General features: G+C 63.2%; 10 protein-coding genes. 2 read left to right on the forward strand and 8 right to left on the reverse strand.

All coding sequences use genetic code 11. The features are described 5' to 3' along the window. Positions 1 to 22: 22 nt before the first annotated feature. The 7 genes from HWE04_RS12580 to msrP all read right to left on the reverse strand — a co-directional run bounded on the left by HWE04_RS12580 (position 23) and on the right by msrP (position 11,518). Entirely contained in the window at positions 23 to 1,390 is a 1,368-nt protein-coding gene (locus tag HWE04_RS12580; protein WP_241812602.1) for a hypothetical protein, read from the reverse strand. Continuing rightward, positions 1,302 to 4,505: a biotin/lipoyl-binding protein gene (locus HWE04_RS12585; protein ID WP_241812603.1), complete on the reverse strand. Its 3,204-nt coding sequence runs from the start codon at positions 4,503 to 4,505 to the stop codon at positions 1,302 to 1,304. Before HWE04_RS12585 ends, HWE04_RS12580 begins: the two co-directional genes overlap by 89 nt. Before the next feature lie 8 nt (positions 4,506 to 4,513). Next, the gene (locus HWE04_RS12590; RefSeq protein WP_241812604.1) at positions 4,514 to 6,964 is read right to left on the reverse strand and encodes an ATP-binding cassette domain-containing protein; all 2,451 of its coding nucleotides are present in this window, start codon (positions 6,962 to 6,964) and stop codon (positions 4,514 to 4,516) included. A gap of 332 nt (positions 6,965 to 7,296) precedes the next feature. Then, positions 7,297 to 9,018 carry a tetratricopeptide repeat protein gene (locus HWE04_RS12595; protein ID WP_241812605.1) on the reverse strand — a complete coding sequence of 574 codons (1,722 nt, stop codon included), beginning with the start codon at positions 9,016 to 9,018 and terminating at the stop codon, positions 7,297 to 7,299. A 79-nt stretch (positions 9,019 to 9,097) separates the two neighbouring features. Then, complete coding sequence (msrA, locus tag HWE04_RS12600) at positions 9,098 to 9,805, reverse strand: peptide-methionine (S)-S-oxide reductase MsrA (protein WP_241812606.1); 708 nt, start codon at positions 9,803 to 9,805, stop codon at positions 9,098 to 9,100. 71 nt (positions 9,806 to 9,876) lie between these two features. Continuing rightward, entirely contained in the window at positions 9,877 to 10,536 is a 660-nt protein-coding gene (locus HWE04_RS12605; protein ID WP_241812607.1) for a sulfite oxidase heme-binding subunit YedZ, read from the reverse strand. Between the two features lie 13 nt (positions 10,537 to 10,549). Beyond that, positions 10,550 to 11,518 carry a protein-methionine-sulfoxide reductase catalytic subunit MsrP gene (gene msrP, locus HWE04_RS12610; protein ID WP_241812608.1) on the reverse strand — a complete coding sequence of 323 codons (969 nt, stop codon included), beginning with the start codon at positions 11,516 to 11,518 and terminating at the stop codon, positions 10,550 to 10,552. 193 nt (positions 11,519 to 11,711) lie between these two features. Between msrP and HWE04_RS12615 the strand changes: the two genes are divergently transcribed. Both HWE04_RS12615 and HWE04_RS12620 read left to right on the forward strand, forming a co-directional pair. Then, positions 11,712 to 12,383: a heavy metal response regulator transcription factor gene (locus HWE04_RS12615; protein ID WP_006464429.1), complete on the forward strand. Its 672-nt coding sequence runs from the start codon at positions 11,712 to 11,714 to the stop codon at positions 12,381 to 12,383. Next, entirely contained in the window at positions 12,380 to 13,861 is a 1,482-nt protein-coding gene (locus HWE04_RS12620; protein ID WP_241812609.1) for a heavy metal sensor histidine kinase, read from the forward strand. The genes HWE04_RS12615 and HWE04_RS12620 overlap by 4 nt, the downstream gene beginning before the upstream one ends. On the opposite strand, the gene HWE04_RS12625 is transcribed toward HWE04_RS12620, so the two are convergent. Continuing rightward, positions 13,800 to 14,954, reverse strand: coding sequence for an AI-2E family transporter (locus HWE04_RS12625; protein WP_241812610.1), 1,155 nt, complete (start codon positions 14,952 to 14,954; stop codon positions 13,800 to 13,802). The genes HWE04_RS12620 and HWE04_RS12625 overlap by 62 nt on opposite strands. Positions 14,955 to 15,383 lie beyond the last annotated feature (429 nt).

A 15,383-nucleotide genomic window follows, 5' to 3' on the forward strand; every position in this document is an offset into this window, starting at 1 on the left:
CGGATCACTGTTGTTGCCGACGTTAGTCGGTCTTGATCGCAGCCTTGCCCAGACTGGACAGATCGGCGCCCAACAGGCGGAAGTCTTCCAGCGACGGCTGGTTGGCCGGCGTATTGGCACGACCATCGGCCAATGCCAGCAGCTTGTTGGCGCTGTCGACGATGCCCTGCACCAGGTCGGCGGTGGCAGTGCGCTTGCCATCGACCGCACTGGTCGCCAGGGCCGAAAGCACCGTGAAGAGTCCGGCTGGCATACCATCAGAACGATCTGGCGTCGGCGTCTTGAAGTTGCTGATGCCGCTCACGCCCATGTCGGCGAAGTCCTTGGCGACCGGCGTCATCGGGTCAGAACCGGCGGGCGCCACGGCGCCCGATGTCTGTGCATCGGCGTACTGCCTGATCTTGTCCTGCGCGGCGCGGGCCGCTGCAGCCACCGACTTGAGCTCGGCCATCGTATCGACGTCGGCCGGCGTGAGCGCCTTGATCGCTGCCATGAGCGCGTTCAGGGTAGTGGCACTGACTTCCGGCGCGGTGCCGGTACCGACCAGTCCCAGACCTGTCGCATCGGCTACCGGGTTGACCAGGCCGATATTGTGGTAGTCATCGACCGTGGGCGTGGTCAAGGGATCCGTGGCCGACACCGCGTCGTCGGCGAACAGGCGGATCTTGGCCTGCGAGACATCGGCGTCGTTGACCAGGGCCTGCAGCTTGTCCAGGGTATTGACGTCGGAACCGTCCTTCTTGCTGCCGGCAATGGCTGCAAAGATGGCCGGCCAGTTCTGCAGCGTACCGTCGGCGTTGTGCGCCACGCCGGCCAGATTCACGCCCAGCTTGCCCAGCTGGACCGCATCCAGCGGCGGGTTGGCGACGCCCCCGGCGGCAGTGACGATGAGCGACTGGATCAGATCCAGCAGTCCGGCCAATTTGTCTGGCAGGGCAATGGCCTTGCCATTCTCGTCGGTGGTCAGTGCGCGCAGGGTGCTCGCGTCAACGGTATCGGCCAGCATCGCCACGCCTACCGCGCCGGCATTGTCGATCTTGCTCTTGGCCAGGCCCAGCGCCAGGAAGTCGGCTGCGGTCGGTTCGGGGGAACCATCCCCCGGCGTGCCATTGGCAGCATCCAGTACGTGTTGCGCCGCGATGATCAGGCCCTGCAGCTGCTCAGGCGTCTGCACGTGCGTCGCCGAGATGCTGGTCGACTTCAGGGCATCGTTGATGGCGTTGAGGTAAGGCGCATTGCTGCGCGTGCCATCGATCGGCAATTGCAGGCCGAGAGCGTCGAAATCGGCGGCCGTGGGAGCGTCACCGCCATCGTCGCGGGCAAATTGCACGATCTTGCGTTGGGCTGCCAGCGCCGCATCGACCATCTGCGGCAGCCAGCACGAGGTCATAGGCATCGACGATGTCAGCCAGCTTGGACGGTGTATTGACCTTGGTTCCATCCACTGCAGCAGTACGCAAGGTGCTGTTGATGGCCTTGACGGCAAGGTCAACTGAGGCATGCGACAGTCTCACGGCCAGATCGATACCCACGCTGCGATAATCGGCCAGCGTCGGGGCCTGGGCGTTGGCGACACCGTCGGCGTAGGACTGGATCTTCAACTGCGCGCGATGGGCATTGTCGGCCAGGGCTTGCAGCTTGATCCCACCGGCAGGAAGTGTACCGATGAGGCCGCTGGCGTCATCGGCACTGGCGGCGATGGCGGCCAGCACTGCGGGGAAGGTGCGTGTATCCAGGCCGGTCACGCCGGCCGCTGCCAGCTCGGCCTGGCTCACCAAGGTATCGCCGAGCTTGCCATTGGCCTGCGCAAGCAGGTGCTGCGCCGTACCGGCCAGCGTGCTCAAGGCGTTCAGCGTGTTCACGCCAGCTGCCGGCTGGACATCGACCAGGGTATTGAGAACGCCCAGCAATGGGGCTGGCGTGCCATCGGCCGCTGGCTGCATGGCCTTGATCAGGTCCGGCGCCAGGCCAACCCGCTGATAATCCACTACCGACGGCAGTGAAATGGCATTGCCGGCACGCACATCGGCTGCGCTCAGGATGCGTGCATAGGCGTCGACGATGTCCTGCACCATCTGTGGCGTCGCAGTCTGTGCAGAGGAAACCGGCGCACTGGCCAGCGCGGAATTGATCGCTCCCAGGTTGTCCACGGTCACGCCGTTCACGCCAATGGCAAGGTAGTCTCCAGCCACTGGCACGGCGCGGTTGGCATCATCGGCATAGGCATTGATCTTCAGGTGCGCCTGGATGGCACCGTCCACCAGGGACTGCAGCTTGGCCAAGGTATTGATGGCGCTGGCATCGTCCGGGCTGGCGATGATGGCCTGGGTCACGGTCGGTTGCATGGCATCGTTCAGATTGACGACACCCAAGAGCTCCAGCTTGGCCTTCAGATCGGCGGCACGCTCGGCCGCCGTTTCCCCTTGCAAGGCCTTGATGTCGCCGGCGGCCAATGTCTGCAAGGTATTGGCCGCCGTCACCAGCTGGTTCACGCTGCCGACACTGACCAGATCGCGCACGGACTTGCCAACCAGGGCGGAGTTGACCAGGCCTTTGGTATTCTCATCGTGAGGCGCCGTGGCGCCGATCAAGGTGTAGTCCTTCAAGGCCGGAGCGGTACGCACGCCGGCAACATCACCGGATTTGCCGAGAATGCGCGCATAGGCATCGACGATTTCCTGCAACTGGACAGGGACGGCGACCCGTTTGCCGTCCACCGGGGATGTGGCCAAAGCGGAGTTGATGGCACTCAGTTCCAGGTCGTCGTCAATGCCCTTGATGCCGAGCGTGAGATAGTCCGCCAGTACCGGTGCCGGCCGGGCAACGTCATCGGCATAGGCGACGATCCTGGCTGACGCTGCCAGGGCTCGGGATGCCACCTCGGCCACCATGATGGGAGAGCGCAATTCCGAACCATCGTCGGCAGTACCGGCGATGCCGGACAACACCACCGGCAACTGGGCCGCCGTGACCGGCGTGGACAGGCGCAGCTGATTGAGTTCATCGGCCGCCAGCACCACGCTCTGCCCGGCAGCCAGGCCTATCACGCGCGCGACCACGCTGGCCAGCTTATCCAGCTTGCCGGCCGAATCGACATCGCTACGATTGACGCCGTCGAGCACCTGGTTCAACAGGCTCAACGCGTTCTTGCGCGCGGCACTGCCAGTCGGGAAGGCCTTCTGCAAGGCTTGCACGCCAACGCGTGCATAGTCCTCCGCCTCCGGCAGCTGGGTAGCATTGCCAGCTACGCCGTCGGCGCTGGACAGGATAAGGTTATAGGACTGCACCAGGCTGGCCAGCTTCTTCCACGACGAAACTGCATCCACGCCAGCGCTCTTGACTGCGCTGTTGACGCTGGCCAGATTGGACGCCGTCACGGTGCTGCTGGCGTTATCAGTCAGCTCGGCATTCTGATAGTCGTTGAGTATCGGCTCCTTCTGGGTGGGCCGCTGCGGGTTGATCGGGCTGACGCCCCTCGCATAGTTCAGAATCGTCTGCAGCGAACCGATCTTGGCCGACACCAGCGCCTGCACCTCGGCCAGCGTATCGACAACACCGACGATGCCGCCACTGTCGCGCAGGTTCTGCGGCACGCTGTTGAGGCTGGCGGCCACTTCAGCAACGTTATCGTCACTGGTACCGATCACGCCCAGGCGTTCGAAGTCAGCTACCGTCAGGGGAGTAGAAAGAGCCTGTCCTGCGGGTAAGGCGGCCTGTTGCGCGATGCGATGCGCCGCATCGGCCAGCGCGTTGATTTTGGTCAGCGAGGAAATGGCGTCAGCATCCTTGCCGTCGATAGCGGCACTGAGCATGCGCGCGCCAACGTCGGTCAGCGGCGATGCCACACCCAGCGCGGCGTATTCGGCTACGCCCGGATAGCTGGCGGCATCGGTGTTATCGGCTGCGCCATCGGCCAGCGCCAGCACCTTGTAGTAGGCGCGCACGGTGGACTGGATCTCGGCAATTGAATCCGATCGCCCTTGTGGCAGGACCTTGAGAATGTCATTGATGGCGGCCAGTTGCTGCGCGGCATTCACGCCGACAATGCCCATGGCCTTGAAGTCGGCCAGGGTGGGTGCCGGGTAAGACGCATCATCGCCATACGCGGCGGCCTTGGCCACTGCCGTATCGGCAGCCTGGATCGCGGAGCGTACCAGGGCCTTGAGCGAAATAGCGTCGCTGACCTTGTCCAGATCTGCCGTGGCGGCCACCTTGGCGCGACTGTCATTGAGCGAGGTATGGATACGGTCCTGCTCCAGCACCATCAGCAGTTGGCCCTGCTTGACTGCCTCGCCCTCCTTGACCAGGATCTGCTTGACAGGGCCACCATCAGGCGCCTGGACCGACTGGGTGCGTGAGACGGCGATCACCTGACCCTGAGCGCGAGTCACCTGATCGATGTGACTCAACGCAGCCCAGATCAGCAGAAAGACGACGCTGGCCATCGACAGGCGCAACATCCAGCGAGCGGAGACCAGGGGATGGTGAGTGTTGGCGTTTTTCATGTGCAGATTCATTGCGCATCTCCCGCGATGACATTGGGTGATGCCGCTGGTACTTCGCCACGCAGGCGCGCCAGTACGGCGTCCCGCGGGCCATCAAGCACAATGCGATTGCCGACGACCACGATCACACGATCAACCATCGGCAGGAACGCTGGCTTGTGCGTGACCACAACGAGCGTGCGGCCGCCGTTGATCTCCTCATTGAGCACGCCAAGGCAGTGACGCTCCAGGTCTTCATCCATGGACGCCGTGGGTTCGTCGAGCAGGAAAATGTCCGGCCGACACAGCAGCAATCGGGTGAACGCCACCAATTGACGCTGTCCACCGGATAGTCCACGCCCCCCTTCCTGGATCGGCAGGTCCAGCCCCTTGGGATGAGCCGCGACAAGACGCAGCAGGCCGGTACGTTCCATCACGCGACGTAATGTCTCGTCACCTGGGTCGGGCAGACCGATGAGCAGGTTTTCGCGTAGCGTACCCACAAACAGGCGATGATCCTGCTGCAGGTAGCCGATGTGCTGGTTCAAGGTCAGACGATTGATGTTGGCGATGTCAAGACCGTCAACCAGGATGCGACCCTGCTGCGGGCGATACAGACCCGACAGCAGGCGCAGGATGGTCGACTTGCCAGCCCCGATCGGCCCCAGGATGGCGATACGTTCGCCAGCCTTGATGGAGAGCTGGTCTATGGTCATGGCGTTGAGCAGGCTGCCAGCGTATGTGAACTTGGCATCCTCTACGCGGAACTCGCCGCGCAGGCTATCTGGCGTCAATTGCCTTTCGTCGCCCTGATCGGTCTGGAGGGCGTAGATTTTTTCGAGGCCAGCCAGAGTCGCCTTGGTGTGCGCGCGCTGCACCATCAGGCCCGGGATCATGGCGACCGGTGCCAGGATGCGACCACCAAGGATGGAGCAGGCAATCAGCGCGCCCATCGTGATCTGACCATTGATGACAAGGAAAGAGCCAACAATGACGGTGGTCGAATAGCTCAGCTGCTGCAACGTGGCCGCGATGTAGCCGGCGTGATCGCCGATGGCGCGCATGGCCATGTCGCTACGGATCGATTCGGCGCTGACGTCGATCCAGCGTGAAAGAAATTTCCAGCCGCCGGAACCGGACTTGATGGTCTCGACACCCTCGACCGTCTCCACCAGCAGCCCCGTTTTGAGATTGGAAGCTGCAGCGCTCTTGTCTGCCAGACGTACGACCTTGCGATTGGAGAGGTAACCGATGGCAATGGCGGCCAAGCCGAAGAGCGTCGGTACCGCCGCCATCCAGGGGCTGGCGATGAAGGCGATCACCAGAACGAACAGCAGGCCCAATGGCAGATCGACGAGGGTGAACAGGGTCTGGGAGGTGTAGAAGGAGCGGATCTGTTCATAGCCACGCAACTGGCCAGCGAGACTACCAACCGAGCCAGGCAGCTGATCCACCCGAACCGACAAGAGTCTCTCAAAAAGTGCCTGCGAGAGCTTTGCATCCAGACCGGAAACGACCGTATCCATGATGTGCGAGCGGGCGAACTTCATACCCAGCTCGAAGAGAATGGCCAGTCCGACGCCAATGGCCAGCACGATCAGAGTGGCAACACCATGGGTGGGAATGACGCGGTCATATACCTGCATGGAAAAGATCGAAGCACCCAGGGCGATGATGCTCATCACGACCGATGCGAGAACGACCTCAAGGAAAACGGGCCGGAATTCGGCAAGGGCTTCCTTGAAGACGCGTTCGAATCCATTCTGCCCGCCTTTGGCAGCAAGAACGGAAAAATCGATCTTGCAAACACCTTCAGCGAGATCGCCATCACTGATCAGTGCATGGCCCTGCTCGCTAATGAAGATCCAGCGACCGTCGGGACGCTGATCGACGATGATGCCCCAACCACGCTCCTGCACAACGCCCAGCACGGGCAGCTGGCTGCGATCTGGTGCTTTGAGAAGCTGTGCCTTGGGTAGACTCAGCGCGCCACACAGTGAATTGATGTCAATGGCACTGCCGCCAGACTTCTTCAGGCGGAAACGCTGCTCGCGCAAGGCTTCTTCGGCCGACTGCTGATTGTGGCCGGCCTGCTCCAGCTGACCGGACAGGCGACCACCGGACCACAAGGTCTGCTGCAGGCGCATCGTGACGACGGTGTCGTCGCCGTTGTAGGAGATATCACGGGAACTGGTCATCCCGGCACGTTCCACAGAGAGCGAAGGCGTAGGGAAGAATTGCCAGCGTGCGGACGAGACGGCGTCAGCCGCCGCTTCGGCGGCCCGCTGGCGTGCCAGTGCGGACGGATTGTTGAAGGCTGCCTGCCTGACCAGGTCGCCCAGGGTAGTGGCGTCGGCCTGGCTGGTCCAGCCGGCAAAGGCCAGCGCGATTGTGGCCGCCAGTCGGGTGATGCGGCTGCGCGGGGTAGTCGGGCCGGTCTGCAGGGAGCGGGGGGCGCGTTGCTTGGTGTGGTCGTTCATGTGCGATCATTTCCTGTTGGTCTTGTCCACACAGGATGTCGCGCAGTTCGCTTCCTCGGCGCGCCTCGGGCGCTGGGTAAAGCGGAAATTGCGACCGGCCAGCGGGTTCCGACAACGCGCTCGGAGGATCACTGTAGCCGGTCGGTAGCGGGCGACGACAAGGACAAGAATGGGTCTTGGATGATCGCGGAAATGCGCGAAGTGACGAATTGTCTATTGGGGCAGAAATGTTCTCGCACTCTCGTAATTTTTCGAGAAATGCCAAGAAAGTTCAGGTCGCACGGCGAAAGCCTGGATCAAGGACACCAGCCGTTCCCGGCACTGGCCGATCCTCAAGCCTTGAAATTTTCGATCGCCAGTGCGGCCCGCAGCATACCGATCACGTCATCCCAGGCGCCGGGCTGCTGCTGACGGAACAGGCGGGCTGTTGGATACCAGGGGGAATCATGTCGCTGCAGGAACCAGCGCCAGTCGGGCGCATGCGGCAAGGCGACCCACACCGGCCGGCCGAGCGCACCGGCCAGGTGGGCGGCGGCAGTATCGACGCTGATCAGCAGATCCATGCAGGATAAGGCGGCGGCAGTATCGGCGAAATCACCGATGTCGGCACCAAGGTCATGCCAGCCGGGACCAGCCTGCCGCAGCCATTGGGCATCGGCGTCGCGCAGGTCAGGCTGGAGCACGAAGAAATCCAGTCCGCCACGCGCCTGCTCCAGCGTGGCAAAGCGTTCGAGGGCGATAGAGCGACGTGCATCGTTGACGTTGCCGGGGTTGCCGGAACACACCACGCCGACGCGTACCCGTCCGGCTGCACGGGGAGCGAGCGCTGCGATGCGGGTCCCCCACTGACTGCACAAGCCGGCCTCCGGCGCCAGGTAGGACGAACCCGGAAAGCTTTCCGGGATAGAAGCCAGGGAGGTATTGCACACCAGCGGCAGGCTCATCAAGGGCAACTGGAAGTCGACCTCCGGCAAGGCCTGTCCCATCGCCACCAGGCGGATGCTTGCGGCGCAGGGCAAGCCGTGCATCAGCCTCAGCAGACTGGCCGGCACCTCCAGCACGACTTCGGCACCGGCCCCGACCATCTGCAGCACATAGCGGCTGAACTGGATGGTATCGCCCTGCCCCTGCTCGGCCCACAGCAGGAGACGCTTGCCTTGCAAGCTGCTGCCACCGTTCCAGGCCGGAATCGCCGCATGCCGGTAGGGGTCGGCATCACGTCCTTCCCAGCGCCATTCGTACAAGGGCAGCGCCTCTTCCAGCCGGCCCAGGGCAAGCAGGGAGAGCGCCAGGTTGACGTGGGCGTCGGCATCTCCCGCATCGATGCGCAGGGCACGGCGATAGCTGTCGATGGCCTCCTCATGGTCGCGCAGGCGGGCCAACGTGGTCCCGCGGCTGACGTGGGCGTCCACCAGCTCGGGCGAGAGAATCAGGGCCTGATCGTAGTAGCGCAGCGCTTCCTCATAGGCGCCCAGGGCGTGCTCAATCAGTCCGGCAGCCAGCCAGAGCTGCGCAGACTGATCGTTCAGGCGCAGCGCCTGGTGGATGCAGTCGCGCGCCAGCTCCCATTGAGCGGCGCGCTCATGTAGCAATGCCTTGCGATGCCAGGTGTCGGCTTGTTCGGGATTGCGCTGGAGGGCCTCATCCAGCAAGGCCAGCGCCTGCCGGTCATTCTTGCCGGAAGGTGACAGTGCCTGCAGAGCGGCCGCTGCGGCGACGAAGAATTCGGCCTGCTGATGGCCCGCCTCGATCAGATCGCGATAGAGCAGGAAGGCATCTTCAAAGCGCCCCTGTTCATAGAAGGCGCGGCCCAGGCGATAACGCAGGGCCAGCGCTTCCTCGCTGTCCGGCTCGACCAGCCGCAGCGCCTGCTGCCAGGCTAGCGCAGCCTCCTCGAAACGCCCTTGCGCGGCCGCCACGCTGCCCAGCAGGTGCAGCGCATCCTTGTGCTGCGGATGCTGTTCAAGCAGGGCAAACAGCGATTGCTCGGCAGCAGCGTAGTCCTGCAGGTCGAAATGGTCGAGGGCGAGCTGGAGAGTGGCGTGTGAATTCATGACGGGGCAAGGGAGACAAACGGGCGTATTGTCTCATCCCTGCCCGCCACGAGGGCGAACGCCAGCTGGCGGGGCAATGTCAGCGTTTGAACACCAGCACCGGATCGGCGCGGTAGATGGCCGGATACATCTTCTGCAGGTTGCCGATCTTGGGCAGGTCGTTGTAGGCGATGTAGGGCTGGTTGGGATGCAGGGTGGCGTAATCCTGATGGTAATCCTCGGCGCGGTAGAAGCCCTGCAGCGGCGCCACCTGGGTCACGATCGGTGCGGAAAACACCTTGGCCGCGTTGAGCTGCGCAATGTAGGCCTGGGCCGCCTGCTTCTGCTCGTCACTGGCGGTGAAGATGGCCGAGCGATATTGCGTGCCCTGATCCGGGCCCTGGCGATTGAGCTGGGTAGGATCGTGCGCCACCGAGAAATAGATCTGCAGCAGCTGACCGAAGGAAATCTTGCGCGGATCATAGGTCACCTGCACCGCCTCCGCATGGCCGGTGGTGCCAGAGCTGACCATGGAATAGCTGGCGGTATCGGACTTGCCGCCGGCATAGCCGGAAACTGCCTTCAATACGCCCTGGGTATGCTGGAACACCCCCTGCACGCCCCAGAAGCATCCACCGGCCAGCACCACGGTCTCACTGCTGGCGGTCGAGCCCAGCACGGCCTTGCCAGCCGGGGCTGGCACCGCCACGGCAGCCTCCGCGGCATGGGCTGTCGAAAGGCAAGCAAACGAGGCCAGCGCCAGGCACAAGGCGGCCGAAGCCAGGGCGGCAGGTTTCAGGATGATCATGGTGAATCTCCGGTACGGTCGATCAGACAAGAAAGAATTGTAGGCAGCCGCGCCGCCCAAGCCAGGCCGGCTCAGGGACGCGAACTTGCAGAAGCCTGCCCGGCCGGCGCCCTGCCCTTGCGCCAGAACAGACGCAGGGCCAGCATCAGCGCGACCAGCACGGCAAACAGCAGCGGCTGGGCGATCAGGTTCTTGCCGGCCTTGTCCCACCAGTAATGCAGCACGCCCAGCGGCACGATCACGTACACCAGCCGATGCAGCGCCTGCCAGCGCTTGCCGCCCAGGCGGCGCACCATGCCGTTGGTGCTGGTGATGGCCAGCGGAATCGTCAGCACCAGCGCCAGCACGCCGACGGTAATGAAAGGCCGCTTGACGATGTCCTTCCAGATCTCGCCCAGGTCGAAGAAGTGATCGAACCAGACGAAGGTCGTGAAGTGCAGGCACAGGTAGAAAAAGGCCATCAGCCCCAGCATGCGCCGCATGCGCAACAGCCAGTTCAGGCCGGTGATCTTGCGCAGGGGTGTCACGGCCAGGGTGATGCAGAACAGATATAGCGTCCAGTCGCCGGTGCTATGGGTGATGAATTCCAACGGATTGGCCCCCAGCCCACCGGTAAAGCCGAACACCACCAGCCGCGCCAGCGGTACCAGGGTCAGCGCCAGGAATACCCACCACAGCAGCGTGACGCTGCGTGGTTTCAGATTGCGGAGAACGGCGGGAGCGAGCGGCATGGGCGGTCCAGGATCAGAAGAACTTGCGCAAGTCCATGCCGCTGTAGAGGCTGGCCACGTCGTTATAGCCGTTGAACATCAGGGTCTTGCGCTTGGGCGCGAAGAAGCCATCCTCGCCGATGCGGCGCTCGGAAGCCTGCGACCATCGTGGATGGTCAACGTTCGGATTGACGTTGGAATAGAAGCCGTATTCCTGGGGGGCATACATGTTCCAGGCAGTCTTGGGCTCGTCCTTGACGAAACGGATCTTGACGATGGACTTGGCCGACTTGAAGCCATACTTCCACGGCACGATGATGCGCACCGGCGCACCGTTCTGGTTGGGCAGCACTTCCCCGTACATGCCCAGCGTCAGCAGGGTCAGCGGGTGATTGGCTTCATCCATGCGCAGGCCTTCGCGGTAGGGCCAGTTCAGGATGGGATCGCTGATGCCGGGCATCTGCTTCTTGTCGGCCAGGGTGACGAATTCGACGTACTTGGCATTGCCGGTCGGCTCGGCCTTCTTGATCAGGGCCGAGAGCGAATAGCCGATCCAGGGGATCACCATCGACCAGCCTTCGACGCAGCGCAGGCGATAGATACGTTCTTCCAGCGGTGCCAGTTTGGTCAGTGCATCAAGATCTAAAGTGAAGGGTTTCTTCACCTCGCCTTCGATGTCGATGGTCCAGGGCGCCGTCTTCAGGGTCCCGGCGTTCTTGGCCGGGTCGGCCTTGTCGGTCCCGAACTCGTAGAAGTTGTTGTAGCTGGTGGCGTCCTTGTAGGCAGTCTGCTTGTCCATCACCGCGTAGGCGTTATTGAGCTTGGCCGGCAGCTTGCGCCCCTGCTGGGCAAAAGCCTGCGGCAGCGCGCCCATGCCGCCGGCCAGCGCCGCACCGGCCACCACGCGGGCCATGAAGCTGCGGCGCGACAGATAGACATCCTGGGGCGTGATCTCGGATGCGGTCGGAATCTCGATCTGGTCGGGACGAATCTTGATCAGCATGGTGCGCTCCGGCAAAAAAGGGTGGGGGCAAGGTCTGGGCCTTGCCGATGTGAAGCCATGGTAAAAGTCAGGCGGTGACAGTCAGGTGGCAATTTCATGACAATTTTGTCATGAAGAAAAAGTCCGCCATTGCTAGAATCAACAGCATTTTCCTGCATCTTGCCCGCCTTTGCAGCGGCACACCATTCCCTCTATGGCCATCCTGGTAATCGAAGACGACCCCAAGACCGGAGACTACCTGCGCAAGGGCCTGCGCGAATCCGGCTATGTTGTCGACCTGGCCCGCACCGGCACCGACGGCCTGCACCTGGCGCTGGAACAGGATTACGACCTGGTGGTGCTGGACGTGATGCTGCCCGGCCTGGACGGCTGGCAGGTGATGAGCGCACTGCGCAGCAAGCGCGACCTGCCGGTCCTCTTCCTGACCGCCAAGGACCATGTCGACGACCGCATCCGCGGCCTGCAACTGGGCGCCGACGACTACCTGGTCAAACCCTTCTCCTTCACCGAACTGGTGCTGCGCATCCGCACCCTGCTTCGACGTGGCGTCACCCGCGAAGCCGAAGTCTACGAGATCGCCGACCTGCAACTCGATCACATCCGCCACAAGGTCACACGCCAGGGCATCCACATCGCGCTCACCAACAAGGAATTCATGCTGCTGCACCTGCTCATCAAGCGCCAGGGCGAAGCCCTGTCGCGCAGCGTGATCGCATCCCAGATCTGGGACATGAACTTCGACAGCGATACCAATGTGGTGGACGTCGCCATCAAGCGCCTGCGCGCCAAGATCGATGCGCCCTTCGAAAAGAAACTGATCCACACCGTGCGCAGCGTCGGCTACATGTTCTCCGAGGAGCCATGAACGCCGCCACTCCGGTGTCGCCGCCAGTCCGTGGCTGGACCCTGACCGCCCGCGTCACCGCCTTGTTCGCGCTGATGACCAGCCTGGTCGTCACCGGCCTGGGTTTCTACCTCGACCGCGCTGCCAGCGACGCCCTGTCACTGCGGGCCGACCAGGCGCTGATCGGTCGCGTCGAACACTTCCGCAACCTGATGCACGACCTCTACAACGTCGAGCAGATGGAACAACGGCCCGCCCTCTTCGAAAGCATGATGGGCAATGAGCAGGACGTACGCATCTTCCGGCGCCTGGGTGAAGCCCCCTTCATCCAGAGCAACCCCGACCATCTCACGCCGCCCACCATGACGCCGCTACCGGTGCGCACGCCCGTCACCTCGGCCAGCCTGCTGACCAGTGAACGCGCCGATGGCGTGCGCGTGCGCTGGGTCTCGGCCCTGGCCGATGTCGGCAAGGGCGGCAAGGATGGCAAGGATGGAGAAGTGGTCGAGATCGTCGCCGCCTATGTGATGGTGCAGGAAGACCAGATGATGCGCAGCTACCGCTGGCGCATCGCCGGCGCCGCCACCGGGGCGATCGTGCTGACCGCACTGCTGGGCTTCCTGCTGCTGCGGCGCGGCCTGCAACCACTGGAAGCCATGAGCCAGCGCGCCGCCCAGATCACCCCGGACCACCTGTCGGCGCGGCTGGAGCAGCACGGCATGCCGGCCGAACTACGTCGCGTGGCCCTGTCCTTCAATGCCATGCTGGACCGGCTGGAAGCCGGCTACGACCACCTGGCCCAGTTCTCCGGCGACCTGGCCCATGAAATCCGCACCCCCATCAATGTGTTGATGGGCCAGAGCCAGGTTGCCCTGGGTCAGCGCCGCACGCCGGAAGAGTATGAGCAGCTGCTGGAATCGAACGTGGAAGAATTGCAGCGCCTGGCGCGCATCGTCGAAAACATCCTGTTCCTGGCCCAGGCCGACCACGCCACCCTGGCGGTGGACTGCACCAGCTTCGACCTGCAGGAAGAACTGGGCAAGATCACGGACTACTTCGAAGGGATTGCCGATGAACGCGGCATGCGCTTCGAACTGCAGGCACAGGGCACATGCCATGCCAATCTGGTCATGTGGCGCCGCGCCGTGAGCAATCTGGTCATCAATGCGGTGCGCTATGGCGAGGCCGACAGCGTCATCCGCATCGCCGCCGAGAGCGATGCCAACGGCAGCCGCATCCTGGTGGACAACCGCAGCGATGCGGTCACTGCGCAGGTGATGGCGCGCATGTTCGACCGTTTCTACCGTGGCGACCGCTCACGCAGCGCCTTTACCGAATCCAACGGCCTGGGCCTGGCCATCGTCAAGGCCATCATGGCCCTGCACAGAGGCACGGCCACCGTGACCAGCCCGCAACCGGGCTGGATACGCCTCAACCTCAGCTTCGCGCCGGCGGCGCAGGCACCACTGCCACCACCTCTTCAGCCTGTGGCGAGCTGAGCGCCTCCTGCGCAGCCTGCGCCGCCAGTTCGGCCTCACGGGCTTCGGCCGCACGTCGCAGCTTTTGCGCCGCCGAGGCACGGGTGAAGATGATCTTGAGCGCGGCCATCACCGGCACCGACAGGAAGATACCGGCCACCCCGCCCAGTTGGTCACCGGCCAGCAGGCCCAGGATCACCATCAGCGGACTCACTTCCACCCCCTCGCTCATCAGGTAGGGATTGAGCACGTAGTCCTGGAACACCCGATACGCCACGATGAAGCCGACCAACCACAGCAGGTGGTCATAACCGCTGAAACCGGCCACCACCAGCGCCGCCGCACTGGCCGCCAGCGGCCCGGCGAAGGGGATGAATTCCAGCACCGCCGCCAGGCCTGCCAGCAACATCGCGTACGGTACACCCATCAACGAAAAGGCGATGCTATAGGCCACGAAGGTGGCAATGGAGAGGAACAGCAAGGCCCGCACGTAGCGCGAGAGCAGCACGTCGAGGTCCTTGATGATGCCGTCCCACAGCTTGCGGTTGGAGCGATTCATCCAGGACAGCATCTCGTCGCGCATGGCCGGCGCCTCCTTGATCAACAGGAAGCTGATCACCGGCACCAGCACCAGGTAGATCAGGTTGCTGGCCGCGTGCATGACGCCCACACCGAACTGCTTGGCCAGCGGCATGGCCTGGTCGGTCCCATTGGCCAACTGGTCGCGCACGAAGCCCAGGATGCGGGCGCGCAAGGGCTCGGCGAAGCCCGGCAAGGGCAGCTTGGCCACTGCGTCATTGGAGCGCAGCAGTGCCGGCAACTGCTCGGACAGGCGCAGCGCCTCCTCCTGGATACGCGCGCCGAAAATGGTCGCCACCGCCGCCACGATGCCGATGGCCAGCACGAACACCACGGCAATGGACACCGTGCGCGGCACCCTGGGCGGACGCACCCGTTCGATCTGCTCCACCAACGGATAGACCAGATAACTGAAGAAGACGGCGAACACCAGCACCAGCACGGTGGCCGAAATGGTGTAGGTGACGTAGAGCAACAACGCCACCAGGAAGACGGTCCAGACGATCCTGGCCACGCGGAAATCGAAACCCAGCATAAAATTCATCCTCGGAAATGGAAAGGCCATGCAGCCGTACAGCCGTGCAGCATGGAACCCCTCCCGGCCGACATGCTGCGCCTCTGGCCATAATGGCTGCGCCAGCCACGGCACGACTCATCGGTCCTACGGATGAGCTGCAAATGCACCTTATTTGATCCGCATCAGGTTTCGTATCAGCCAAATTCTTCAGTAGCTGTAGGAAAGCGTGAAAATAACTTCATGCAGCGCAACACTGGGCTGCGTCTTGAGGAACCGGGAAGTCCACAGGACGCGAAGCTTTCGTGACGTTTCGTTCACACCCCCGTCGAGCACCGCAGACCATCACCTCCCCGCACAACCGCGCCGGGAGCGGGTCATTCTCATCCGTGATGACTGTTATCAGGAAATACGCAACTGCCTGACATTGCGATGGGACAAGCAATTGTT

It is taken from the genome of Herbaspirillum sp. C7C2 (assembly GCF_022627865.1).
GTDB lineage: Bacteria > Pseudomonadota > Gammaproteobacteria > Burkholderiales > Burkholderiaceae_D > Herbaspirillum > Herbaspirillum frisingense.